Source organism: Streptomyces sp. NPDC000880, assembly GCF_053599675.1.
In genome coordinates this window covers 35,982-58,952 of record NZ_JBSFMS010000017.1, presented here as the reverse complement: position 1 = coordinate 58,952, position 22,971 = coordinate 35,982, and the positions used below count along the sequence as shown (strand labels likewise).

Genomic DNA, 22,971 nt, shown 5'->3' with positions numbered 1-22,971 from the left:
GGACAAGCGTGCAACAGCCAGCCACCGAAACCGGGAGACCCGTTGCCGCCCCAAACCAGCGGGCAGGCGACGATCCCGCGACGGATCTCGCCGACCTGCCCGCCGCCGACCGCTCGCGCTGGTCGGCGCCGCTGCGGCCCGCCGCCCCGCTGGCCGGCGCGCTCGCCCTGTGGGCGTACGCGATGGCGCGCACCGACACCTCCCGGCTCGGCGACTTCGGGCTCGTCGGGGCGCTGCCGGTCGCCTTCTGGATGGCGCTGGCGCTGCTGACCGTGGGCTTCTGGGTCTGCGTACGGGACCCGCTGCGCGGCAACAGCTGGTCGCTGGCGTACACCGTGGGCCTGATCGTGCTGGAGCGCGCCACCCAGGCGCTCGTCTACCCCACCCCGCTGTACTCCTGGGCGTGGAAGCACGACGCGGTCATCGAGCATCTGCTCACCGCGGGCGGCCTCCAGCGCGGCGACCAGCTGGGCGACATGGCGGTCTACGACCAGTGGCCCGGGTTCTTCGCCGCGCAGGCCGCGCTGGTGCGGCTGGCCGGGGTGGAAAACGCGGCGATGTACATGGCCTGGTGGCCGCTGGTCTCCAGCCTCCTGCTGCTCGCGCCGCTGCTGCTGATCTACCGCACCTTCACCCAGGACCGCCGCCTGATCTGGACCGCTCTCTGGCTCTTCTACGTCGCCAACTGGGTGGGGCAGGACTACTTCTCCCCGCAGTCGGTGGCCCTCGCGCTGTATCTCGGCGTGATCGCGATCGTGCTGCGCCGCGGCGAGCGTCCCACGCCGGGCCGCAGATCGCGTCAGGTGCTGTGGACCGCCCTGCTCATCCCGCTGATCACCGCCATCGTCATCTCCCACCAGCTCACCCCGGTGATGCTGGTGGCGAGTCTCGGCGCGCTGTGTCTGACCCGGCGTTACCGCGACTGGACACTGCTGATCACGCTGCTGCTGGTGTTCCTGGCGTGGAATCTCACCGCTTCGCTGCCGTTCCTGCGGGAAGCGGTGCCCGAGATGGTGAGCTCCTTCGGCGATGTGAGGGGCAATCTGGAGACGGGCTACGGGTCGACGCCGACCGGCACCGGACCGGTGATCGTCTCCTGGGTGTCCCGGATCCTCTCGGCCTCCGTGCTGCTGCTCGCCGGGATCGGCGTGCTGCGCCGGCGGGTACTGCGGCACCGCGCCCGGCCGTTGCTGCTGCTCGCCGCGGTCCCGCTGCTGATGCTGGTGGCCAATGACTACGGCAGCGAAATGATCTTCCGGGTGCTGCTGTTCATGCTCCCGGGCGCGTGCTTCTTCGCCGCGGCCGCGCTGCTGCCCGCGGTGCGGCCGCTGGCGGCGGAGCCCGGCGGGCACGGGGTCCCGCGGCCCGCGGTGGGCCTGCGGTACGCGGTGCTGCCCGGGGTGGTGCTGCTGGCGCTGACAGCGGCGTTCGTGCCCAGCTACTCGGGCAAGGACCGGCTCAGCTACTTCCCGCCGCAGGAGGTCGCGCTGGTCCAGCAGGTCTTCGACCGGGCGCCCCAGGGTTCTCTTGTCGTTGCCGCCCATCGCAACTACCCGCTCGCGTACGCTTCGTACTGGAATGTGCAGCATTACTGGTTCCTCGACGACGCGAAAGGCCATGTCGAAGAGATCCTCAGGGATCCGGCCGGGACGCTGGCCCGGGACATGGCCGCGGTGGAACCGCCCGCCAAGGCGTACTTCCTGCTCACCCAGGGCCAGATCGCCAACTCCGAGATGAACGGCATGCTCACCGGCGACCAGCTGCGGAGCATCGAGAAGTCCGTCGCGGCCTCACCGTTGTTCGAGCGGGTCGGCCGCAACAGCGCAGGCGTCATCTACGAACTGAAGCGCACCGACAGCTCGCCGGGGAGGACCCCATGAGACCCCATTGGCTCGCGATCCGGCTGCTGCCACCCTTCGCCGGCTGGTGCGCCATCGGCGCCACCACACTGCCCGCCGGATCACCGCTGCGGGTCGCCCCCGTCGCCGTATTCCTGCTCGCCGGTCCGGGCGCCGCCGTCCTGCGTATCTGCGGCCCCGCCCTGAGGCGTCATCAGGCGGTCGGCCCGGTGGAGAGCTGGGACCGCGGCTTCGAACGGGACTCCGACCGTCTGGAGCAGCTCGTCCTCGCGGCGTTCCTGAGTGTGAGCGCGTCGCTCGTCTGCGCCACGGCGCTGATGGCCGCGCACGCGTTCAGCGGGCTGCGGGTCCTGGTGCTGCTCACCGTGCTGACAATGCTCGCCGCCTGCTGTCCGCAACTGCCCGGCCGGGCACGGACGGCGGGCACGTCCTCGCCGCCGCAGAAAGGCTCGCCCCTGTGACGTTACCCCGACGCCCCGTTCGCGGGGCGCCAGGCATCCATCGCAGGCAACACGACCGACGGCGAGCGTGGGCCGTGTCCACAGCCCTCGTCGGCGTGCTGCTCGTGAGCGTGCTCGCCCTCAAGTCCTCCCGTTCCGACGACTCCGACCCCTCGGCGCACAGCGCCGAATGCCGGCCGACCGAACTGCTGGTGCCGCGCTGCGGCGCCTGGTTCGGCGCGTATGTACGCCACACCAAGCCCGACCTCGAAGAGAAGGTCCTCGCCTACGAGAAGCGCGTCGGCCGCACGCTGGACATCGTCTACACGTACCACGACATGTCCCTGGACGGCCTGGAGGGACAGCTGCTGACCGAGCAGGAGCGGCGCGTCGGCAAGGACCGGATGCTGCTGCTGTCCTGGGAGAGCAAGTGGTGGAACGGCACCCCGGCGCAGCAGCCCAGCTGGAAGCAGATCGCCTCCGGGTCGCTCGACGCGAGCGTGATCGACGTCCAGGCTAAGCGGATCAAGGCGTACGGCAAGCCGCTCTTCCTCTCCTTCGATCTGGAGATGGACACCCGCACTCCCGCCAACGGCACACCCGCCGAGTATGTCGCCGCCTACCGGCACATCCATGACCGGTTCCGTGAGCTGGGTGTGACGAATGTGGTGTGGACTTGGATCATCACCGGCTACACCGGCAACAGTGAGCTGTTCCGCCCGCTCTATCCGGGCGACGCGTACGTCGACTGGATCGGCTACAACCAGTACAACTACTTCGGCTGCCACAAGGCGAAATGGCAGAGCTTCGAGCAGACGCAGACGGCGTCCCACGACTGGATCCGCGAGAACCTCTCCGCGGACAAGCCGCTGGTGCTCTCGGAGTTCGGCACTGCGGACGATCCCGCGAAGCCGTCCGCCCAGGCCGATTGGTACGAGCAAGTGCCGCGTGTGGTCAAAGGGTTGGATGGGGTACGAGCCGCGCTCCAGTGGAACTACCGGGACCCGGGTCCCGGCTGTGACCTCTCACTGGCCAGGGACGAGTCCTGGGAGAGCCTGCGCAAGGCGGTCTCCGACCCGTACTTCAACCAGCCTCGGGGAACCGGCGAAGTGCGGTAGTCAGGAGCGATGCCACCCTCCCGGGAGGGTGGCATCGCTCGAACATCAAGATCGTTTCTAGCCGTCCAGGTCCACCCTTCCGGGCCGTGACCTCGGCAGACCCGCCAACCACTGGGCCGGGCATGTGCCGGCCGCGGCGGCGGGCCCCGAGACCTTCGTCATGTTCCGATGAGGTGCAGCGAGGCCCACAGGGCGAGCGTGGACAGGGTCAGGGCGGCCGGGACGGTGTACAGACCGAGGCGGGTGAACTGGACCAGGTCGACGTCGTGGTCGTGGTGGTAAGCAATACGGCGCCACAGCAGGGTGGCCAGCGATCCGACGTAGGTGAGGTTGGGGCCGATGTTGACCCCGAGCAGCACGGCCAGCACGGCGCCGGGCCCGGACGGCGCGGCCAGCGGGATCAGGGCCAGCACCGCGGGCAGGTTGTTGATCAGGTTTGCGAGGACGGCGGCCAGTGCGGCGGTGCCGAGCAGCGCGGCCAAAGACACCCCGTCCGGCAGCGCACGCGCCAGGGCGGTGCCCAGTCCGTGGTCGACGACCGCCCGGACGACGATTCCCAGAGCGAGGACGAAGGCCAGGAACGGCAGCGACGCGGAGCGCACGATTGCGGCCGGAGTGGTGTGCCGACGAGCCAGCGCCCGGACGGCGAGCACCGTCGCGCCGGCGGCCGCGGCGAAGGCGGGGTCGATCCCGAGCGCGGAGGCCACGGCGAATCCGGCCAGGGTCGCGACCACGGTTGCCAGGGCGAACAGCGGCACCTGCGGCGGCCCGGCAGGAGGCCGGGCGACCGGGGCGTCGAGGTCGGCGGCGAAGAACCGGCGGAAGACCGCGTACTCCACGCCGATCGCCACCAGCCACGGCAGCAACATGAGTGCCGTGAAACGCGTGAAGCTCAGACCGCTTGCCGTGAACGCGAGCAGATTGGTCAGGTTCGACACCGGCAGCAGCAGCGACGCCGTGTTCGACAGATGCGCACAGGCGTAGATGTGCGGCTTGGGGCGCGCATTCATCCGGGCGACCGTCGCGAACACCACTGGAGTGAGCAGCACGACGGTTGCGTCCAGACTCAACGTGGCCGTGATGACGGACGCGAGGACGAACACCGCTCCCAGCAGACGACGCGACTGTCCCGCCGCCCATCGCGCCATCCACGTCCCGCAGGCATGAAAGAGGCCCTCGTCGTCACACAGCTTGGCCAGGACCAGGATGGCGGCCAGGAAAGCGATCGCCGGACCGAGCCGCTCCGCCTCCGCGACCACCTCGTCCAACCCGATCACGCCGGTCAGGACGACGGCAGCGGCCGCCGGCACCGCGAACACCGCTTCCGGCCACCCACGGGGCCGGATCACGGCACACACGAGCACGACGACCAGGGCAAGCGCGGAGATGACTTCGGCGAACATGTGCCTGATCATCCATGCTGCCCGCGTCGCAGTCGTAGCCGCGACTGAGGGGAGCGGCCACGACATCCGCCTGTCGGCACCGGCGCCTACCGTGTCACCGCGGTCCGGGGCGACGACCACGACATCCTGATCACCGGCCGACCGCTGCATCTGGTGGAAGAGACTGTGGACCGGCTGAAAGCGGTCGATGCCGTGGTGTTTCGGCGCAGCCCTCGTCGCGACCGGCATCGTGACGTTCCTCGGCAAGCAACTTGGCCACTGACCGCGCTGCGGCACGGGGGTGTATCGCCGATATGGACGGCATGTCAGAAGAGGTCAGTGCGGCCTGCGCGCAGAGCCGGCGCGATCACTGGTGGAGACCCGTTTCGTCGGCTTCTCTCCACAGCCAGGACAGATCCCGGGCGCGCCAGGTCGCGCTGTTGGTCAGCCGCCGAGCCGGCCGCTGCCGAACGCTCCTCCGCTGTTCTCGTCGTCGGGGGGCCGTTCGCCGTGAGACGTGTGGGATCCGAAGTTCCCGTACCCCTTCATCTCGTGCGGCAGGACGCGGCGCTTCCCGCCTTCGGCACCGAAGTCGTCGTCGGGTTCCCGGGTCTCCCCAAGGTGGGTGGGGTGTTCGGGGGGCCGCGGCTGCTCCTCGGGGCTCGGTGGCTGGTAGGGGCGCCTGCGGTTCGCCCACATCGCCGCGACGAAGATCCCCACGGCGATGACCACGATGGCGGCGACCGGCGCGACGGCGGCCCCCAGCCCCCGGGCGAGAGGATCCGCGAGCTGGTCGGCCTGCGCGTGCATGAATCCATTCATACTGTGCAGTTACCCGAAATGCCGCACCTATCACATTCCACATCGTGGAACTGGCCTAGCCCGCGAAGACCGGGCCTCTGACGGCCGCGCGGGCCCGCCGGTAGAGCCGCCAGCCGATCGTCGGCAGCGAGTCGGGGAACGGCGCGACCGGAGCGCCCCGCCCGTCCATCCACGCCTCGATGTCCGCGACCGTGTGGCTGTGGCGCAGGATGAGACGGGCGATGCGGTACGCCTCGTCGGTCTCGGAGCTCAGCGCGTGCCGGACGGCGACCGCGGAGGCGTAGCCGGCGCCAAGAGCCGCCTTGCGCACCGCACGGCTGTTGTAGCCGTGCGGATAGGCGAGATGCGCCACCTCATGGCCGAGTACGTCTTCCAGCACCGCCTTGGGCTCGCGCAGCTCCCGCCGGAGCGCGCCGGGCGGAAGGGTGTCCAGCTGAGGGTGCGTGACGGTGTGGGCGCCGACCTCCATGCCGTACTGCTCGAGGAGCGGCACCTGGGAGAGCGTCATCATCGGCGCGGGCGGCAGCAGGCTGCGCCGGCCGGGGGTAATGGCCCCGGTGGTGAGATACGCGGTGGCGGACAGCGCGCGCGAGGCGAGCGCCTCGGCGGTGGGACCCGGCAGATCGGCGAAGCCGTCGTCGAAGGTGAGGACGACGGGCCGGTCCGGCAGCGGCGAGCGGCCAGCGAGATGGCTCACGAGGGCGCTGATCGGGACCGGCGTGCGGCCGCTGACCACGATCGCGTCCAGCTGTGCGCCGAAGTCCCTTGGCGTCACGGTGAATTCGGCGATCCAGTCGGGCGGATCGTCCATCACGGCGTGGTAGAGCAGCACGGGAATCCGGGGCATCGTCGCACCATCGCCTCTCAGCCCTCCCCCGCCGCTCACTTCTCCCCCTGCCGGTCCCAGGGCAGCGGTACGCCCCGGACCCGTCGGCGTGCCTTCGCATACCCGACCGGCCCGGCCAGCATGCCGCGGCGCTCGAGCCGGGACAGCTGGCGCGGCCAGGGATAGTCCCGCGCCCCGTGCGCCCCCGGCACGGCCGCCCCGGCGGCCTCGCGGTGGGCGGTGATGGTGCGGGCGTGCGCGAGGCCGCCCGGCAGCTTCCGCAGCAGCGCGGGCAGCAGGGCGGGGCGGCGCACCAGGAGGGCGGTGAGGTACGCGGTGAGGCCGGCGCCGTATCCGTACGCCTGGTTCCTCAGGTCCTGCCAGGTCTCCCGGTGGTGATGCCAGACGAGCGCGTCGGGTGTGTAGCGCAGCCGGTGCCCGGCGGCGAGGACGCTCACAAACGCGTACAGGTCGTCGCCGCCCCTGGCGGGGGTGCCGGTGCCGGTGGCGGGGTCGAAGCCGCCGATGTCCCGCAGCGCCGTGGCGCGGAAGGCCATATTGGCGCCGGAGCCGAAACTGCCCGCAGTGAACGGGAAGAGCGGGTCGTCTGCGGGCGGGCACGCCGGGTCGTAGAGCCGCGCCTCGAAGCCCTTGGCGAAGCCGCCGTGACTCTCCAGGAGGATCTGCGCGGGCGTGCGCAGCCGGGCGGGCAGGATCAGCCCCGTCGCGCAGCCCAGGCCCGGGTCGGCGGCGAACGGCGCGGTGAGCGCGGTGAGCCAGTGCGGGTCGGCCACGACGTCGTCGTCCGTGAAGGCGATGACCGCGCCGTCGGCGACGGCGATCCCGCGGTTGTGGGCGATCGCGAGGCCGGGCACGGACTCGCGGACGTACCGGACGCGCTCGCCGTACTCGTGCTCGACGAGATCCTGGGTGGCGCTGGTGACGGGCGCGTTGTCGACGACGACGATCTCGAAGTCCGGGTGGTCCTGCTCCAGCAACGAGTCGAGCGCGCGGGCCAGCTGGTCGGCGCGCTCGCGGGTGGCGACGACGACACTCGCACGACTCGTGCGGGCGTCCGTGGTCCCCGTAGGCCGGGGGCGTTGACGGTCGCTGCCCGGCGGCTGGTTACCCGGGGCACGACTCGTGCGGGCGTCCGTGGTCCCCGTAGGCCGGGGGCGTTGACGGTCGCTGCCCGGCGGCTGGTTACCCGGGGCGCAGCGGGAGGCGGGCGGCTCGCGGCCCGCGAGCGCGGCGCGGGCGGCCGCGGCGACGGCGTCGGCGGGCGCCTTGCCGGGCGGGACGCGGCAGACGACGGTGGCGACGGGGCGGCCGCGGAGGCGTACAAGGGCGTAGACGTCGCCGCCCCGGACGGCCGGGCCGCCGGCCGTCGCGGGGCCGAAGCTGAGCACGGCTCCGTCGGGACCGTCCAGGTCCAGCTCGGTGACCTGGATCTCGGCGAGCCGGGGCGCGCGCGGTGTGCCTTGTCCACGTGCCGCGGCGGGTCCGGGTGCCGGGACCTGCCCGGGCGACGTGCCCGGCGTGTTCCCTCTGTGCGGTGTGCTGTTCACGACACTCCCCCCGCTTGCGCGGCTGCTCCGGCGGTCAGTTGCCCCGCATCCTGCCGATCTGGTTCAGCGTCTTCTGCGCGTATTCGGCCAGCCGCGGCTTGTCGCGTACAAAGCTGTGCGCCCGGCGCGCGGGCTCGCGGCTCAGCCAGTACAGGGCGGCCCGCCCCCCAGGCCGTACCGAGGAGCCCTCGTACACCTGCAGCTCGCCGGTCTTCAGCGCGTCCTTGTACTCGGCCGCCCCACGCCCCAGATCGAGCATCCCGATGCTTTCCGCGGCGGCCGACTCGGCCATCCGCAGATGCAGGATCAGACCCGGTGAGTACTTGGCGAACTCGGGTTCGTACGCCGGAAACCAGCAGGACAGCACGGTGAGCGAGCGCAGCCCGAAGTGCGCGGCGACGGGCCGGTCCGCGGCGTACAGCACGGAGAGCACCCCGGAGCAGCCGGGCGTGCGCGTCTCGTGCAGCAGCCGCACCAGGGTGCTGATCCACTCCTTGGCGAAGCGGTCCCGGCGGCCGGTCCTGCGGTACTGCGCGGACTTCCACTCCATGAGGGTGCGCAGCGCGGCCGGGTCGCGCTCGTCGAAGACGAACCGCACCTCGCCCACCTGCCGCCCCAGCTTGCGCTCCTTGGCCAGCGTCGTCTTGAGGAACTTGGGCGACTGGGCGCGCAGCACCTCTTCGTACGCCGCGTAGCCCGCGCCGACGTCGATGACGGGAGAGGCGAACTCCTCGGCGGCGTCCGGCTGGAACACGCCTTGCCCCGCTTCGAGATTGTCGAACTCCCAGGCCGACAGCGCGCAGGCCCGCAGCAGTTCACGGGGCGTGATCGTCAGCCCTGGGCGCAGTACCGCGCCCTGGCAGTCACAGACCCCCAGGCCGATCGCGCGGCCGTGACCGAGCGGCCCTTGTTCATACGGGAAGAAACCGGCCGGCTCCCCGTCCTCCCACAGCACCGCCACCCTGGCCGCGGGCCGCACCCGGCCGACGGCGAGGGTGAACTCGGGCTCCATGAACGGATTGGCGGGCGCCCCGCTCTTGGCCCGCAGCTCCCGCCAGGCCTCGGCCTCCTCCTCGCCCAGCTCCTCCGGTTTCAGCACACGAATGCGTACACCGCTCAACTCGACCCCCGGTCCTCCCCCTTGAACTTCCCCGGACAGGACGGTACCGGTCGATATCCCGACAGGGTAGGGAGCGACGCCCTTTTTGTGACGGATCAGTGAAGGAGCCGGAAAGGGTGGATACGAATGATGCCCGAGTGACGGGAGGGAGAGGGGGCTCGCGGCGCCCCGGTGCGTTTCACCGACCCGCCGCTGCCGTCCGTACAGCAGCGGCCCGTACGACAGTCGGCCTCGCTGTTTCCCACGCTGCCCGGAGCTGGACCTGGCGATCCCGGAGGCCGAACTGCCACGGCACGCAAGCTTCGTGGGCAACAGCGTGCAGAGGCTGCCGGTACGCCCGCGACCCTGAGGCCTGTCACTCGCCCCATGTCCATGGGGCGAGCCTCTACCGCAGCGCCGCGTCCACGGCGGCCTCGGCGTGCAGCCGGGTCGTCGGAAAGACGGGCACGGGACTGTCCTCGTCCCGGATCAGCAACTCGATCTCGGTGCACCCCAGTACGACACCTTCCGCCCCGGCGGCGACGAGCTTGCCGATGACGTCCTGGTAGGCGGCGCGGGACTGCTCGCGTACGACACCGAGGCACAGCTCCTCGTAGATCACCCGGTGCACCAGCGCACGCCCTTCGCCGTCCGGCGTGAGCACGTCGAGCCCGTGCCCGGCCAGCCGGTCGCGGTAGAAGGCCTGCTCCATGGTGAAAGCGGTCCCGAGCAGCCCGACGCGGCTGATGCCCGCGGCCCGTACGGCATCGGCGGTGGCATCCGCGAGATGCAGCAGCGGCACCGAGACGGCCGCCTCCACCTGGCCCGCGACCTTGTGCATGGTGTTGGTGCAGATCAGCAGCAGGTCCGCACCCGCGGCCTGGAGCCCCCTGGCTGCCTCGGCGAGAATCTCACCGGCACGCTGCCACTCGCCCGCGACCTGGAGCTCCTCGATCTCGGCGAAGTCGAGGGAGTGGAGAAGGCACTTGGCGGAGTGCAGCCCGCCAAGACGTTCCCGCACGAGCTCGTTGAGGAGCCGGTAGTACTCCGCGCTGGATTCCCAGCTCATGCCGCCGATCAGGCCGATGGTCTTCATCGGCCCACTCTGCCACGCCCGCCGTACGCCCCCTGCGAACAAGTGACAAAATGGAGCAAAAAGCCGCAAAGGACACTTCTCGGGGATGCTCGCGTGGGAGGCCCCGATGATGGCGTCGCAGAGCAAGGAACCCCTACCGCACGCGGAACCCGCCCCGCACAGAGACCTGTGGCCCGGGATCGCCGGTCTGGCGTCCGCGGCATTGCTGATCACCGGGCATGTGCTGTGGATGCGTACACCCGACATCGAGGGGAGGGGCGCGATCAGGAGGGTCGTGCTCTTCTACGTCAAGGACAGCAACCGGGACCTGTCGGAAGCGGCGGCACTGATCCTGCTGGCGGCGGGCCTGCTGTTCCTGTTCTTCCTGGTCGCACTCGCCCGACTGGCCGGCAACCGCTCGCACCTGGTGCTGGTCGGCGGCACGGTCTTCACCGTGTTCCTCATGGTCGCGGCGCTCGCCGGGAACATCTTCGCGATCACTGCGAACCACTCCGACGTCTCCCCGGCCGTCCCGGCGGCCTCGCTCGCCGCGATCCTGCTGCTGCACGTGGCGTACGGCGCGATGGTCGCGGCGATGGCGGGCGCGGCGGTGATGCTCTTCGCGATCTGGCGCGCGTCACAGGCGCCCCGCTCGGTACCGGCCTGGCTCGGCTGGGCGGGCTTCGTGGTGGCCGTGCTGTCGCTGGCGGGTCCGGTCAGCGCGTGGTTCACGCCGCTGCTGCTGGCGCTGTGGATGCTGTGGGCGGGGGTGCAGCTGATCCTGAACGCGCGCGTGCGGGAGGGTGGGGGGCGAGCGACCTGATCTCCGCTGAGCAGAAGCCAGCCTCGATCTTGCATCGACATGCGTACGGCACCGCCGCTCGGGCGGATCGCGAGCGGGCGGGTCGTGACCCGTACGTCGTGCTGGGTGCGGACGGGCGCCCTGCCCGTCACCGCGGATGCCCCGGCCGAGCCGGAGCCGGCACCCGACCCCGACGCCGAACCCGTACAGGCGTCGCAGCCGGATCCGGAGGCCGCTGCCCCCCTCGCCGCCAAGCTCCTCGCCGGGCTCCGCCCCAGGACCCCCGCGTGCCGCCCTCCGAGCGGGACGTACGCCGCCTCGCCCGTGCCGTCCGCACCTGGCTGGACCGCGGCGTCTCCCCCGCTCAGGTCGCCCGCACACTCACCAGGAGGACGCGCCCATGCCGCCAGTCATCGCCGTAACCGGCAAGCGGCCGCGTAGGTGGGCGGGTTGCCCGTCGGCTCGTCGGGGCCGGGGCGGACCGGGTGATCCGCGGGCCTGCGGGCGAGGGGCGGGTGGCCGCCGTCGCGCACGAGGACATCGCGGACGTGGCCGCTGCCGTACTGCTCGGCGATGGGCACGACGGGGCGACGTACTACGTCACCGGGCCCGAGGCGCTCTCCCTCGCCGAGGTGGCCGCGGAGCTGAGCCGGGTCACCGGACGGACGGTCACCCATGTGGCCGAGACGCGTGAGGAGGCATACGCCTCACGGGCCCACTACGGCGTCGAGGACTGGGAGGTCACCGGCTGGGTGCCCTCGTACGAGGCGATCGCCGCCGGGGAGATGGCCACCGTCTCCGACGCCGTACCGCGGCTGACCGGGCACCCGGCGAAGACCTTCGCCGGGTACCTGAGGGAGAACCCCGACAGCTACCGGCACCTCTTGCCCTGACGCCATACGTCCGAGACGAGCGGAACGCCCGGCCGGTAGGCGAGGTGGACGTGGCTCGGGGCGTCGAGCAGCACGAGGTCGGCGCGGGCGCCGGGGGTGATGCGGCCGATGTCGTCACGGCGCAGCGCCCGCGCCCCGCCGGCCGTCGCGGACCAGATCGCCTCGTCCGGGGTCATCTTCATGTCCCGTACGGCGAGGGCGATGCAGAACGGGACGGAGGACGTGAACGACGAGCCCGGGTTGCAGTCCGTGGACAGCGCGACGGTCACGCCCGCGTCGAGCAGGCGGCGGGCGTCCGGCCACGCGGCGCGGGTGGAGAACTCCGCGCCGGGCAGCAGCGTGGCGACCGTGTTCCCACTCGCGAGGGCGTCGACGTCCGCGTCCGTGAGGTGCGTGCAGTGATCGGCGGACGCGGCGTCGAGCTCGACGGCGAGCTGCACGCCGGGGCCGTAGCTCAGCTGGTTGGCGTGCACACGAGGGTGCAGGCCCTCCGCCTTGCCGGCGGCGAGGATCGCGCGGGCCTGGTCGCCGTCGAAGGCGCCCTTCTCGCAGAAGACGTCGATCCAACGGGCGTACGGAGCGCAGGCGTCGAGCATCTCGCCGGTGACGAGGGCGACGTAGGCGGCGGGGTCGTCGGCGTAGTCGGGCGAGACGATGTGCGCGCCGAGGTAGGTGACCTCGTCGGTGTGCAGCGCGGCGATCCGCAGGGCGCGGGCCTCGTCCTCGACGGTCAGTCCGTAGCCGGACTTGGTCTCGAAGGTGGTGGTGCCCTGGCGGAGAGCCTCGGCCATGTACTTCGCGACGTTGGCGCTCAGTTCGTCGTCGGTGGCGGCGCGAGTCGCGGCGACGGTGATGCGGATGCCGCCGGCCGAGTAGGCGCGGCCGGACATCCGGGCGTTGAACTCGGCGGTCCTGTCGCCCGCGAAGACCAGATGCGAATGGGAGTCCACGAAACCGGGGATCACGGCGCGGCCGCCCGCGTCGTACGCCTCTTCGGCGTCGGGCGCGTCGGCGGCGCGCCCGGCCCAGGCGATGCGCTCGCCGTCCAGGACGACGGCCGCGTCCTGGACGATGCCGAGGGGGGTGCCACCGCCGAGAGCCGGGTCGTTGGTGACGAGACTGCCGATGTTGGTGATGAGGGTGGTGGTGCTCATGGGTTCCTCTCCGTGAGGGAGACGCGCCGTCACGCGCGCAGCGCGGCGATCGCTTCCGACATCGCCCCCGGCACGTCCTCGACCAGGGCGTGGACTCCGTCGCGGACCACATGGCGGCCCGCCACGATCGTGTGGCGGATGTCGGCGGACGTCCCCGCGAACACCGCCGCCTCCACCGCCAGCCTCGGCACCGGCCCCACCGTCCGGACCGAGTCCAGGGCGACGGTCGTGAAGTCGGCAAGAGCACCTGCCTCCAGACGGCCCGCACCGTCCCAGCCCAGCGCCGCGTGACCGTCCTCCGACGCGGCCCGCAGCAGCGCCGCCGCGGTCCAGTGACCGCGGGTGCGGGTGCGCAGGCGTTCGTGCATCTCCATCGCCCGGGCCTCCTCCAGCAGGTCGATCACCGCGTGGCTGTCGCTGCCCAGCGAGAGCGGGGAGCCTGTGCGCTGGAGGGCGACCGCCGGGCCGATCCCGTCGGCCAGGTCGCGTTCCGTCGTCGGGCACATGCACGTCCCGGTCCCACTCGCGCCGACCAGGTCGATGTCCTCGTCCGTCAGATGCGTGTTGTGGACACCCGTCGTACGCCGGCCGAGCACGCCGTAGTCCGCCAGCAGCCGCGCCGGCGTGCGGCCGTACGCCGCGAGGCAGGCGTCGTTCTCCGCCGTCTGCTCGGAGAGATGGACATGGAGGGGGGCGTTGCGGGACGACGCCCACGAGGCCACCGTCGGCAGCTGCTCGGCCGGAACCGCCCGTACGGAGTGGATCGCCGCGCCGATCCGGACCATCGCACTGCCCTTCAGCAGCGAGACCCGCTCCGCCCACGTTTCCGCCGTGCCGTCGGAGAAGCGGAGCTGCTGCGCGGTCGGCGGCTCCCCGGTGTGTTTGTTCCCGATGGCGGACGACAGATACGCCGTGTCGAGCAGGGTGATCCGGATCCCCGCGTCCGCCGCGGCGGCGATCAGCGCCTCACCCATGGCGTTCGGGTCGGCGTACGGCGTACCCCCCGGCGCGTGGTGCACATAGTGGAACTCGCCGACCGCCGTGACCCCGGCCAGCGCCATCTCCGCGTACACCGCCCGCGCCAGCGCGTGGTACGACTCCGGCGTCAGCCGCGACGCGACCTGGTACATGAACTCGCGCCACGTCCAGAAGGTCCCCGAGCCCACCTGCACGAGCCCGCGCAGGGCCCGGTGGAAGGCGTGCGAGTGGGCGTTCGCGAGGCCGGGGATCGTGAGGCCGCGCAGCACCACGGCCCCGGGCGGCGGGGCGTCGGCCCCTGTCCGCACGGCGGTGATCCTGCCGTCCACCCCCGCGGCGGAGCCGCTGATGGACACTGTCACCGCCACGCCCGGCTCGACGATCGGGTCGAGCCAGGCGTGTTCCAGCCAGTAGGTCATCTGCACGCGAGACCCTCCAGTACGTCGGCGAGTGCGAGGACCCCGGCGACACAGTCGTCCTCGGCCGCGTACTCGGCCGGGGAGTGCGAAACGCCTGTCGGGTTCCGTACGAACAGCATGGCGGTCGGGACGGCCCCGGACAGGATTCCCGCGTCGTGTCCCGCACCCGTGCCGAGCAGCGGGGCCCGCCCGCCGAGCAGGGTGCCGATCTCGTCCCGCAGGGCATGGCCGAACTCGACGACCGGCGTGAACGACTCCCGTACGACCGCGAGGTCCACCCCGTGCCGGTCGGCGTACTCGCGCGCGGCTCTCTCGATCCCGGCCGTCACCGTGTCGAGCGTGGCCTGGTCGGGGGCGCGGGAGTCCAGCCAGCCGCGCACCAGTGAGGGAATCGCGTTGACGGCGTTCGGCTCGACGGAGATCTTGCCGAACGTGGCGACCGCGCCCGCGAGTTCCGCCTCGCGGCGCGCGGCGAGGACCGTCTGCGCGTACGTCAGCATCGGGTCGCGGCGGTCGACGAGCCGCGTCGTGCCGGCGTGGTTGGCCTCGCCGTGGAAGTCGAACCGCCAGCGGCCGTGCGGCCAGATGGCGGACGCGATGCCGACCCGGTCGCCGGACAGGTCGAGGGCGCGGCCCTGCTCGACGTGGAGCTCGACGAACGCGCCGATGCGGGCGAGCCGTTCGGGGGCCGGGCCGATGGCGGCCGGGTCGTACCCGGCCGCCTCCATGGCTTGCGGGAGGGTGATCCCGTCGGCGTCGCGCAGTCGGTGGGCCGCCTCGACGGTCAGCTGTCCGGCCGCCAGGCGCGAGCCGACGCAGGCGAGGCCGAACCGGGCGCCCTCCTCGTCACCGAAGTTGGTGATGGCGACGGGCCGGGTGAACTCCGCTCCCCTGCGGCGGAGTTCATCGAGCGCGGCGAATGAGGAGACGACGCCGAGGGGGCCGTCGAAAGCGCCGCCGTCGGGGACGGAGTCGAGGTGCGAGCCGGTGACGACGGCGTCCCCGGCGGCGACGTCTTTGTATGTCGCAGCGCCGAGCCAGGCCCACTGGTTGCCGTTGCGGTCGATCTCGTAGGCGAGACCGCGGGACTCCGCCTGGGCGCGGAACCAGGCGCGGCAGTCGGCGTCGGCGGCCGTCCACGCGTAGCGGCGGTAGCCGCGGGTGTCGGGGTTGCGGCCGATGGGCTTGAGGTCCCGCCACATTTCGTGGAAGGAGGGGGAGCTTTCCCCGGCCCTGCCCCTTCCCGCCGCATCGACATGCGGCTCCACCGCGTGGTGGGGCAAGCCCCCACCCCCCCTGGGCACGGCGGCTTCGCCGCGTGCCGGCTGCGAGCCGGATGCACCGGCTCCCGGGACAGGTCCCGACGCCGCCTCACCACCCAGCCCGCCCGGCGCACTTCCCCGCCCGCCCGGCGTTCGAAGACCGGGGTCCGGGACGGAGCCCGACGCCGCCTCACCACCCAGCCCGGCCGCCGCTCGAGGACCGGGATCCGGGGCGGAGCCCCCGCTGCGGGAAAGGGCGGGGTGGGGGAAAGTCTCCTCGGTCACGCCTTCCCGCCCTCGCGCATCGGGACGCGCACGCCCCGCTCGTCCGCGACCGACTCCGCGATGTCGTAGCCCGCATCCACATGCCGGATGACACCCATCCCCGGGTCGTTCGTCAGCACCCGGCGGATCTTCTCGCCCGCCAGCTTCGTCCCGTCCGCCACCGAGACCTGGCCCGCGTGGATAGAGCGGCCCATGCCGACGCCGCCGCCGTGGTGGATGGAGACCCAGCTCGCGCCGGACGCGACGTTGACCATCGCGTTCAGCAGCGGCCAGTCGGCGATCGCGTCCGAGCCGTCGAGCATGGCCTCCGTCTCGCGGTACGGGGAGGCGACCGAGCCGCAGTCCAGGTGGTCGCGGCCGATCGCCAGCGGGGCGGCCAGCTCGCCGGAGGCCACCATGTCATTGAAGCGCTCGCCCGCGCGGTCCCGCTCGCCGTAGCCGAGCCAGCAGATACGGGCCGGCAGGCCCTGGAAGTGGACGCGCTCGCCGGCCATCTTGATCCAGCGGTGCAGGGATTCGTGTCCGGGGAACAGCTCGAGCATCGCCTTGTCGGTCTTGTGGATGTCCGACTCCTCTCCCGACAGGGCAGCCCAGCGGAACGGGCCCTTGCCCTCGCAGAACAGCGGCCGGATGTACGCCGGGACGAAGCCGGGGAAGGCGAATGCCCGGTCGTAACCGGCCAGTTGGGCCTCGCCGCGGATCGAGTTGCCGTAGTCGAAGACCTCGGCGCCCGCGTCCATGAAGCCGACCATGGCTTCCACATGCCTGGCCATGGACTCACGCGCGCGCCGGGTGAAGTCCGCCGGCTTCTGTGCCGCGTACGACTGCAGGTCGTCGAAGTCGACACCGGCCGGCAGATACGCCAGCGGGTCGTGGGCGCTCGTCTGGTCGGTCACGATGTCGACCGGCGCGCCTTCGGCGAGCATCCTCGGCAGCAGCTCCGCCGCGTTGCCGAGCAGGCCGATGGAGAGCGGGCGGCGCGCGTCCCGTGCCTCGACGGCCAGCTGGAGCGCGTGCTCCAGCGAGTTCGCGCGCACATCCAGGTAGCGGTGCTCGATACGGCGCTCGATCGCGCGCGGGTCGACGTCGATACAGATCGCGACGCCGTCGTTCATGGTCACGGCGAGCGGCTGCGCGCCACCCATCCCGCCCAGACCGGCGGTCAGAGTAATCGTCCCGGCCAGCGTGCCGCCGAACTTCTTCGCGGCGACCGCGGCGAACGTCTCGTACGTGCCCTGCAGAATGCCCTGCGTGCCGATGTAGATCCACGATCCGGCCGTCATCTGGCCGTACATGGTGAGGCCGAGGGCCTCGAGCCGCCGGAACTCCTCCCAGTTCGCCCAGTCGCCGACCAGGTTGGAGTTGGCGATGAGCACGCGCGGCGCCCACTCGTGCGTCTGCATTACGCCGACCGGGCGGCCGGACTGGACGAGCATCGTCTCGTCCTGCTTCAGCGTCCGCAGCGTGCGCACCATCGCGTCGAAGGAGCGCCAGTCGCGGGCGGCCTTGCCGGTGCCGCCGTAGACGACGAGCTTGTCGGGGTGCTCGGCGACCTCCGGGTCGAGGTTGTTCTGGAGCATGCGGAGGGCGGCCTCCTGCTGCCATCCCAGGGCGCTCAGTTCCGTACCGCGCGGTGCCCGTACGGGGCGGGGTCCTGACATGGCAATGCCTCCTCGCGACTGCGACCATGAGTGTTGGATCATCTATTCACATCCTGGCTATCTGAATAGTCTTAGTCAACAGCTGCGTCGCAGCCTCCTGGATGATTGGCTGGCACACATGGCTTCAGACCGACGTGATCAGGCCGTACGAGCGGCAGTGGAGCAGGACTTTCTCAGCGAGGAGCAGCCGATCGCCGCCCTCCTCGATGTGGCCGGCATCCGCGCCTCCGCCGCAGCGTTGCGGGCGGCATTCGCAGCCGTCACCGACGCGCCCGTGCTGCACGCCTTCGCCGTGAAGGCCTCACCCCTCGTTCCCGTGCTCGCGCTGCTGCGCGCCGAGGGCATCGGCGCGGAGGTCGCGAGCCCGGGCGAGCTGGCGCTGGCCCGGGCCGCCGGCGTAGACGTCGACCACACGGTCCTCGACTCCCCCGCCAAAACCCCCTCCGAGCTGCGCGAAGCGCTCGCTCTCGGGATCGCCGTCAACGCCGACAATCCGCAGGAGCTCGCGCGCATCGACGCCTTCGTCTCGTCCGCCCGCAGCCGCTCCCCGCTCGGCCTGCGCGTCAATCCGCAGGTCGGCCGTGGTGCCATCCGGGCGCTGTCCACCGCCACCCCCACGTCGAAATTCGGGGTCGCGCTGCGCGACGCAGGGGCTCGCGACTGGGTCGTACGCGCCTATCTCGACCGCCCCTGGCTGACCCGGCTGCACACCCACTCCGGCTCGCAGGGCATGCCGCTGACCCTCATGGCACAGGGAATCCGGGCGGTGTACGAGCTCGCCGAGGAGATCAACGCCGCGGCCGGGCGGCAGCAGGTCGACACCATCGACATCGGCGGCGGCCTCCCGGTCAACTTCACCTCCGACGAGGAGACCCCGACCTTCGCCGAGTACGCCGGGCTGCTCAAGGAGCAGGTCCCCGGGCTGCTCGACGGGCGCTACGGGCTGGTCACCGAGTTCGGCCGGTCGCTGCTCGCCACGCACGGCACGGTCCTCGCCCGCGTGGAGTACACGAAGACGGCTGGCTCCCGCGCGGTTGCGGTCACCCACGCCGGCGTCCAGGTCGCCACCCGTACCGTCTACGACCCCATCTCCTGGCCGCTGCGCATCGCCGCGTACGACTCCAAGGGCCTTCCGAAGGCCGGTGCGGACGTCCCGCAGGACATCGCGGGACCGGCCTGCTTCGCGGGCGACCTGCTCGCCGAGGCGCGGCCGCTGCCGCTGCTGGAGCAGGGCGATGTGATCGCGGCGCTGGACACCGGCGCGTACTACTTCTCGAACCACTACGGCTACAACAGCCTGCCGCGCCCCGGGGTCTACGGTTTCGGCGCCGGTGCGGACGGGTCAGTGCGGTTCGCGACCGTACGGGCTCCGCAGAGCGTGGCGGAGATCGTCAACGAGTCCGGCGGCACTCACCCGGATGCGCTGACAGGCGGCATCTGAGGTATTCCGTACCGCGCGTGGGGCAGATGTCTTCTGTCATCCCACCGACCGGAGGGCCCCATGTCCACGACCGGCACACCGGCCACGACGCCGCTCAACCAGCCGCCGCTCAAGCGGGCCATCAGCTCGAAGCTGCTGATCCTGTTCGTGATCGGCGACATCCTGGGCACCGGCATCTACGCCACGACAGGCAAGGTCGCGGGGAAGGTCGGCGGGGCGCTGTGGCTGCCGTTCGCCATCGGCTTCGTCGTCGCCCTCCTCACCGCGGCGTCGTACGTCGAACTGGTGGGCAAGTACCCGAAGGCCGCGGGCGCCGCGCTCTACACGCAGAAGGCATTCAAGGTCCACTTCCTGACCTTCATCGTCGCCTTCATGGTGATGTGCTCGGGGCTCTCGTCCGCGAGCGCCGCCGCGCGTGCCTTCAGCGGCGACTACTTCCAGGAGTTCACCGACGCCATCCCGCCGACGCTGCTCGCGATCGTCTTCATCCTGGCCCTCGCGGGCCTGGCGCTGCGCGGCGTGTCCGAGTCGGTGAAGACCAACGTGGTGCTGACGCTGGTCGAGCTGTCCGGTCTGCTGGTGATCCTCACCATCGGGTTCTGGGCCGTGCTGACGGGCGAGGGCGAACCGTCGAGGCTGGGCGAGTTCGAGGCCGAAGGTGCTGGATTCGCACTGATCACCAGCGTGATGGGGGCCACCGCGCTCGCTTTCTTCGCCTTCGTGGGCTTCGAGGACTCGGTCAACATGGCCGAGGAAACCAAGGACCCGGTCCGCTCCTTCCCCAAGGCGATCTTCATCGGCGTCGCCGTCACCGGCACGATCTATGTGCTGGTCGCGCTGGTGTCCTCGCTGCTGGTCGAGTACACCGTGCTGGAGAAGTCCAGCGGCCCGCTGCTGGAAGTCGTCAAGGTCGGCGGGGTCGACTTCCCGCCCAAACTCTTCGCCCTGATCGCGCTCTTCGCCGTCACCAACTCCGCGCTGATCAACATCATGATGGCCTCGCGGCTCTGCTACGGCCTTGCCAACGAGAAGGTGCTGCCGCGCGGCATGGGCCGGGTCCTGCGCCACCGCCGCACCCCCGTCAACGGGATCATCTTCGTCACGCTGCTCGCCATCGGGCTGGTTTCCACCGGCGAGATCGAGGGGCTCGGCGACACCACGGCGTTCCTGCTGCTGTGTGTCTTCGCGGTGGTCAACGTCGCCGTACTGGTCCTGCGCAAGGACCGCGTGGAGCACGCGCACTTCCGCACCTGGACGCCGCTGCCGGTGCTCGGCGCGATCACCGCGCTGCTCCTGGCCAGCCCGCTCTCGGACCGGGATGCGAACGTCTACATCCGGGCGGGGGTGCTGCTCGCGATCGGGATCGTGCTGTGGGCGATCAACAAGGTGGTGATGAAGGTGCGCGGCGAGGCGTGAGTCCGCCGGTCGTCGGCGCCGAGCTCCGCCGGCGCGGCGCCGGGCCGTGCAACTGCCCGGGCGGCCACGGGCAGCGGCGTGAAGACGGGTTCCGCCATCGCTCACCCGTACGGGCGGCTACTCCACGAACAGGCCCCGCGCCGCCGCCCTCGCGTCGAATTCCTCCAGGCGCGCCTGCGCGTCCGGCAGGTCGTCGCACATCGCCTCCAGCAGCACCCGGCCCAGCAGCATCGGCGCGCACGCCGTGTCGAAGGCCAGGCCCGTGCCCACCGCCGCCGGGATCAGCAGGTCGCTGTGGCCGGCCACCGGGGCGAAGGCCGAGTCCGCGACCGTCACCACCGTCAGGCCCGCGGAGCGCGCGTACGCCAGTGCCTCCACGACCTCCTTGGGGTGCCGCGGCAGCGCGAAGCACAGCAGCGCGCTCGCGCCCGCGCGGCGGGCCGCGTCGATGCGGTCGGCGAGCATCGTGCCGCCCTCGTCGAGCAGGCGTACGTCCGGGTGGACCTTGGCCGCGAAGTACGCGAAGCCCCTGGCCTGCGAGGACGCGGCGCGCAGGCCGAGCACCGGCAGTGGGCGGGACGCGGCGAGGAGCCGGCCCGCGCGTTCGACCGGGGACGGGTCGGCGAGCAGCTCGGCCAGGTGGCGCAGGTTCTCGATCTCGGCGTGCACCGCCTGCTGGTACTCGTTGTACGCGTCCGGGCCCGCCTCGCTCTCCGCGGGCGCGACCTCCCGCAGATGCCGGCGCAGAGCCGGGTAGCCGTCGAAGCCGAGCGCGACGGCGAAGCGGGTGACGGACGGCTGGCTGACACCGGCCAGTTCGGCGAGCTCCACGCTGGACAGGAACGGCACATCGGCCGCCCGCCGCACCATGCTGTGCGCGATCCGCCGCTGCGTCGGGGTGAGCCGGTGGCCCTCGAAAAGCTGCTGCAGTCGTGCGGCAGGGCTGTCGCTCATGCCATCCCCCTCGTCGTGTCCCTCATCAGATCCGTGAACCGGTCGAGCAGCCCGGCCGCCCGCGTCACATCGTCGGTGAGCGGCCGGTCGGCGACGTCATCGTCGAGGACCGACTCCGCCAGCTCGAAGGCGCGGCCCACCGGGAGTTCCGGGTCGGGCCGCAGCCCGCGCTGGCGCAACGCCCTTACCGCCGCAACGAGTTCACAGCCGACGACGAGCCGGTACGCACCCCCCGCCCGCAGCGTCTGGCGCGCGGCCAGCGAGGCGAAGCTGGCTTGCTCCTCGACGCCACGGGACAGTACCGCGTGGCCGAGCGACGCAGGCGCGGAGAAGGCCCGCAGATCGCCGAGGGCCGCGCCCGCCGCGTACTCGAGGATCATCACGCCGGAGCTCGCGACCTCCGCGTCCGCGAGGAAGGGCCGCAGCCGGGTGAAGGCAGGCTCGTTCAGGGCGGAGAGCCGGGAGGTGGACAGCCGCGCGGTCTGGGTAAGGGCGAGCCTGAAGTGGTCTAGATCCAGGGCGAGTTGCGCCATGTAGAAGCCGCCGTGGTGATAGGCGGCCATGTCTGTGGCCCTGATCAGCGGGTTCTCGGCGGCCGCGTTGATCTCGACCGCGAGAGTCCGCTCCAGGGCGTCCGCCGCGTCCTGCACGGGCCCGTGGATCTGCGGCAGACAGCGGAATCCGTACGGGTCCTGGATCCGGCCAAGCGGCGAGGTCGGCCGCTCGGGCGCTCCGAGCAGCCGGCGCATCCTCGCGGCGACGGCGTACGTGCCGGGGTGCGGGCGGGCCGCGTGCACGGGTTCGGCGTACGCCTCGTAGGAGCCGTCGACCGCGAGCAGTGAGAGACCGGCGACCAGCTCGGTGGCCGAGACAAGCGCGCGCAGCTCGTCGAGGGCGAGCGCGGCCTGGCCGAGGGTGAGGGCGTTGGAGCTGATCAGGGCGAGGGCGTCATTGTTGTCGAGGGCCTGCGCCTCGGGGCGCGGACCGCCCGCACCGACATTCCAGGGCTGTTCGCCGGCGAGCGCGAGCCCCACCTGGGCGAGGGCCGCGATGTCACCGGTGCCGACCGAGCCGAACTCGTTGACGACCGGGTACGCGCCGCTCTCCAGCGCCTCGCAGAGCGCGGTGACGACGCCCGGACGCAGTCCGGCGCCGCCCGCGAGCAGTTGGTTCGCCCGTACGGCGAGCATGGCGCGGACCTCGCGGGCGGGCAGCGGCCTGCCGATCGCACCGGCGTGCGAGCGCAGCAGCCGCAGCCCGTGGTCGGCGGCGGCCTCGGTGGGCACGTCCTCGTTCCGGTTGGCGCCGACGCCGGTGGAGCGCCCGTAGACGCGGCCGGACGCGGCGAGCTCCCGGGCGACGTCCCAGGCGACCTCCACGCGCTTGATCGCTTCTGAACCGGGTACGGGGCGGGCCGCGCCGTCGGCCAGCCGGACGATGTCCGCGACCGGGAGGCTCTGTCCGTCGAGGACCACGATGCCGGTGGGCGAGTCCACCATGCGGGATGACATCACGCG

General features: G+C 71.7%; 18 protein-coding genes and 1 pseudogene. 7 read left to right on the top strand and 12 right to left on the bottom strand.

Annotated elements, in window-relative coordinates:
• Positions 1 to 8: 8 nt before the first annotated feature.
• From ACWDO5_RS08550 to ACWDO5_RS08540, 3 genes are all read left to right on the top strand, one after another.
• Positions 9 to 1,880: a glycosyltransferase gene (locus tag ACWDO5_RS08550; protein WP_450529540.1), complete on the top strand. Its 1,872-nt coding sequence runs from the start codon at positions 9 to 11 to the stop codon at positions 1,878 to 1,880.
• The gene (locus ACWDO5_RS08545; RefSeq protein ID WP_450529538.1) at positions 1,877 to 2,320 is read left to right on the top strand and encodes a hypothetical protein; all 444 of its coding nucleotides are present in this window, start codon (positions 1,877 to 1,879) and stop codon (positions 2,318 to 2,320) included. Before ACWDO5_RS08550 ends, ACWDO5_RS08545 begins: the two co-directional genes overlap by 4 nt.
• Before the next feature lie 74 nt (positions 2,321 to 2,394).
• A complete protein-coding gene (locus ACWDO5_RS08540) occupies positions 2,395 to 3,417 on the top strand; it encodes a glycosyl hydrolase (RefSeq protein ID WP_450529537.1) in 1,023 nt (340 codons plus the stop codon).
• A 158-nt stretch (positions 3,418 to 3,575) separates the two neighbouring features.
• Here the strand turns inward: ACWDO5_RS08540 and ACWDO5_RS08535 are convergent, their stop codons facing one another.
• The 6 genes from ACWDO5_RS08535 to ACWDO5_RS08510 form a co-directional block, all read right to left on the bottom strand.
• Positions 3,576 to 4,820 carry an SLC13 family permease gene (locus ACWDO5_RS08535; protein ID WP_450529536.1) on the bottom strand — a complete coding sequence of 415 codons (1,245 nt, stop codon included), beginning with the start codon at positions 4,818 to 4,820 and terminating at the stop codon, positions 3,576 to 3,578.
• Between the two features lie 423 nt (positions 4,821 to 5,243).
• On the bottom strand, positions 5,244 to 5,609 hold the full coding sequence (locus tag ACWDO5_RS08530; RefSeq protein WP_450529534.1) for a DUF6479 family protein: 366 nt from the start codon (positions 5,607 to 5,609) through the stop codon (positions 5,244 to 5,246).
• Positions 5,610 to 5,676: 67 nt separating this feature from the next.
• Positions 5,677 to 6,468, bottom strand: a complete 792-nt coding sequence (locus tag ACWDO5_RS08525) for a polysaccharide deacetylase family protein (RefSeq protein WP_450529532.1) — start codon at positions 6,466 to 6,468, stop codon at positions 5,677 to 5,679.
• 35 nt (positions 6,469 to 6,503) lie between these two features.
• Positions 6,504 to 7,898: a glycosyltransferase gene (locus ACWDO5_RS08520; protein WP_450529579.1), complete on the bottom strand. Its 1,395-nt coding sequence runs from the start codon at positions 7,896 to 7,898 to the stop codon at positions 6,504 to 6,506.
• 151 nt (positions 7,899 to 8,049) lie between these two features.
• Positions 8,050 to 9,135 (bottom strand): GNAT family N-acetyltransferase, encoded by a 1,086-nt coding sequence (locus ACWDO5_RS08515; protein ID WP_450529530.1) that lies wholly within the window; start codon positions 9,133 to 9,135, stop codon positions 8,050 to 8,052.
• 385 nt (positions 9,136 to 9,520) lie between these two features.
• The gene (locus tag ACWDO5_RS08510) at positions 9,521 to 10,210 is read right to left on the bottom strand and encodes an aspartate/glutamate racemase family protein (RefSeq protein ID WP_450529529.1); all 690 of its coding nucleotides are present in this window, start codon (positions 10,208 to 10,210) and stop codon (positions 9,521 to 9,523) included.
• An 85-nt stretch (positions 10,211 to 10,295) separates the two neighbouring features.
• On the opposite strand from ACWDO5_RS08510, the gene ACWDO5_RS08505 reads away from it, so the two are divergent.
• Both ACWDO5_RS08505 and ACWDO5_RS08500 read left to right on the top strand, forming a co-directional pair.
• Positions 10,296 to 11,012, top strand: coding sequence for a hypothetical protein (locus ACWDO5_RS08505; protein ID WP_450529527.1), 717 nt, complete (start codon positions 10,296 to 10,298; stop codon positions 11,010 to 11,012).
• A 452-nt stretch (positions 11,013 to 11,464) separates the two neighbouring features.
• A pseudogene (locus ACWDO5_RS08500) lies at positions 11,465 to 11,884 on the top strand (DUF952 domain-containing protein); the annotation flags it as partial.
• On the opposite strand, the gene hutI reads toward ACWDO5_RS08500, so the two are convergent.
• The 4 genes from hutI to hutU all read right to left on the bottom strand — a co-directional run bounded on the left by hutI (position 11,863) and on the right by hutU (position 17,643).
• Entirely contained in the window at positions 11,863 to 13,038 is a 1,176-nt protein-coding gene (gene hutI, locus ACWDO5_RS08495; protein WP_450529526.1) for an imidazolonepropionase, read from the bottom strand. The pseudogene ACWDO5_RS08500 and the gene hutI sit on opposite strands and share 22 nt — an antisense overlap.
• 29 nt (positions 13,039 to 13,067) lie before the next feature.
• Positions 13,068 to 14,435, bottom strand: a complete 1,368-nt coding sequence (locus ACWDO5_RS08490; protein WP_450529577.1) for a formimidoylglutamate deiminase — start codon at positions 14,433 to 14,435, stop codon at positions 13,068 to 13,070.
• Positions 14,432 to 15,637, bottom strand: coding sequence for an allantoate amidohydrolase (locus ACWDO5_RS08485; protein ID WP_450529525.1), 1,206 nt, complete (start codon positions 15,635 to 15,637; stop codon positions 14,432 to 14,434). Before ACWDO5_RS08485 ends, ACWDO5_RS08490 begins: the two co-directional genes overlap by 4 nt.
• Before the next feature lie 341 nt (positions 15,638 to 15,978).
• A complete protein-coding gene (gene hutU, locus ACWDO5_RS08480; protein ID WP_450529523.1) occupies positions 15,979 to 17,643 on the bottom strand; it encodes a urocanate hydratase in 1,665 nt (554 codons plus the stop codon).
• Positions 17,644 to 17,761: 118 nt separating this feature from the next.
• Between hutU and ACWDO5_RS08475 the strand changes: the two genes are divergently transcribed.
• On the top strand, positions 17,762 to 19,084 hold the full coding sequence (locus ACWDO5_RS08475) for a diaminopimelate decarboxylase (RefSeq protein WP_450529522.1): 1,323 nt from the start codon (positions 17,762 to 17,764) through the stop codon (positions 19,082 to 19,084).
• A gap of 60 nt (positions 19,085 to 19,144) precedes the next feature.
• Positions 19,145 to 20,500, top strand: a complete 1,356-nt coding sequence (locus ACWDO5_RS08470; RefSeq protein WP_450529520.1) for an APC family permease — start codon at positions 19,145 to 19,147, stop codon at positions 20,498 to 20,500.
• A 117-nt stretch (positions 20,501 to 20,617) separates the two neighbouring features.
• Here the strand turns inward: ACWDO5_RS08470 and ACWDO5_RS08465 are convergent, their stop codons facing one another.
• Both ACWDO5_RS08465 and ACWDO5_RS08460 read right to left on the bottom strand, forming a co-directional pair.
• The gene (locus ACWDO5_RS08465) at positions 20,618 to 21,454 is read right to left on the bottom strand and encodes a MurR/RpiR family transcriptional regulator (protein ID WP_450529518.1); all 837 of its coding nucleotides are present in this window, start codon (positions 21,452 to 21,454) and stop codon (positions 20,618 to 20,620) included.
• Positions 21,451 to 22,965 carry an aromatic amino acid ammonia-lyase gene (locus tag ACWDO5_RS08460; protein ID WP_450529575.1) on the bottom strand — a complete coding sequence of 505 codons (1,515 nt, stop codon included), beginning with the start codon at positions 22,963 to 22,965 and terminating at the stop codon, positions 21,451 to 21,453. Before ACWDO5_RS08460 ends, ACWDO5_RS08465 begins: the two co-directional genes overlap by 4 nt.
• Positions 22,966 to 22,971 lie beyond the last annotated feature (6 nt).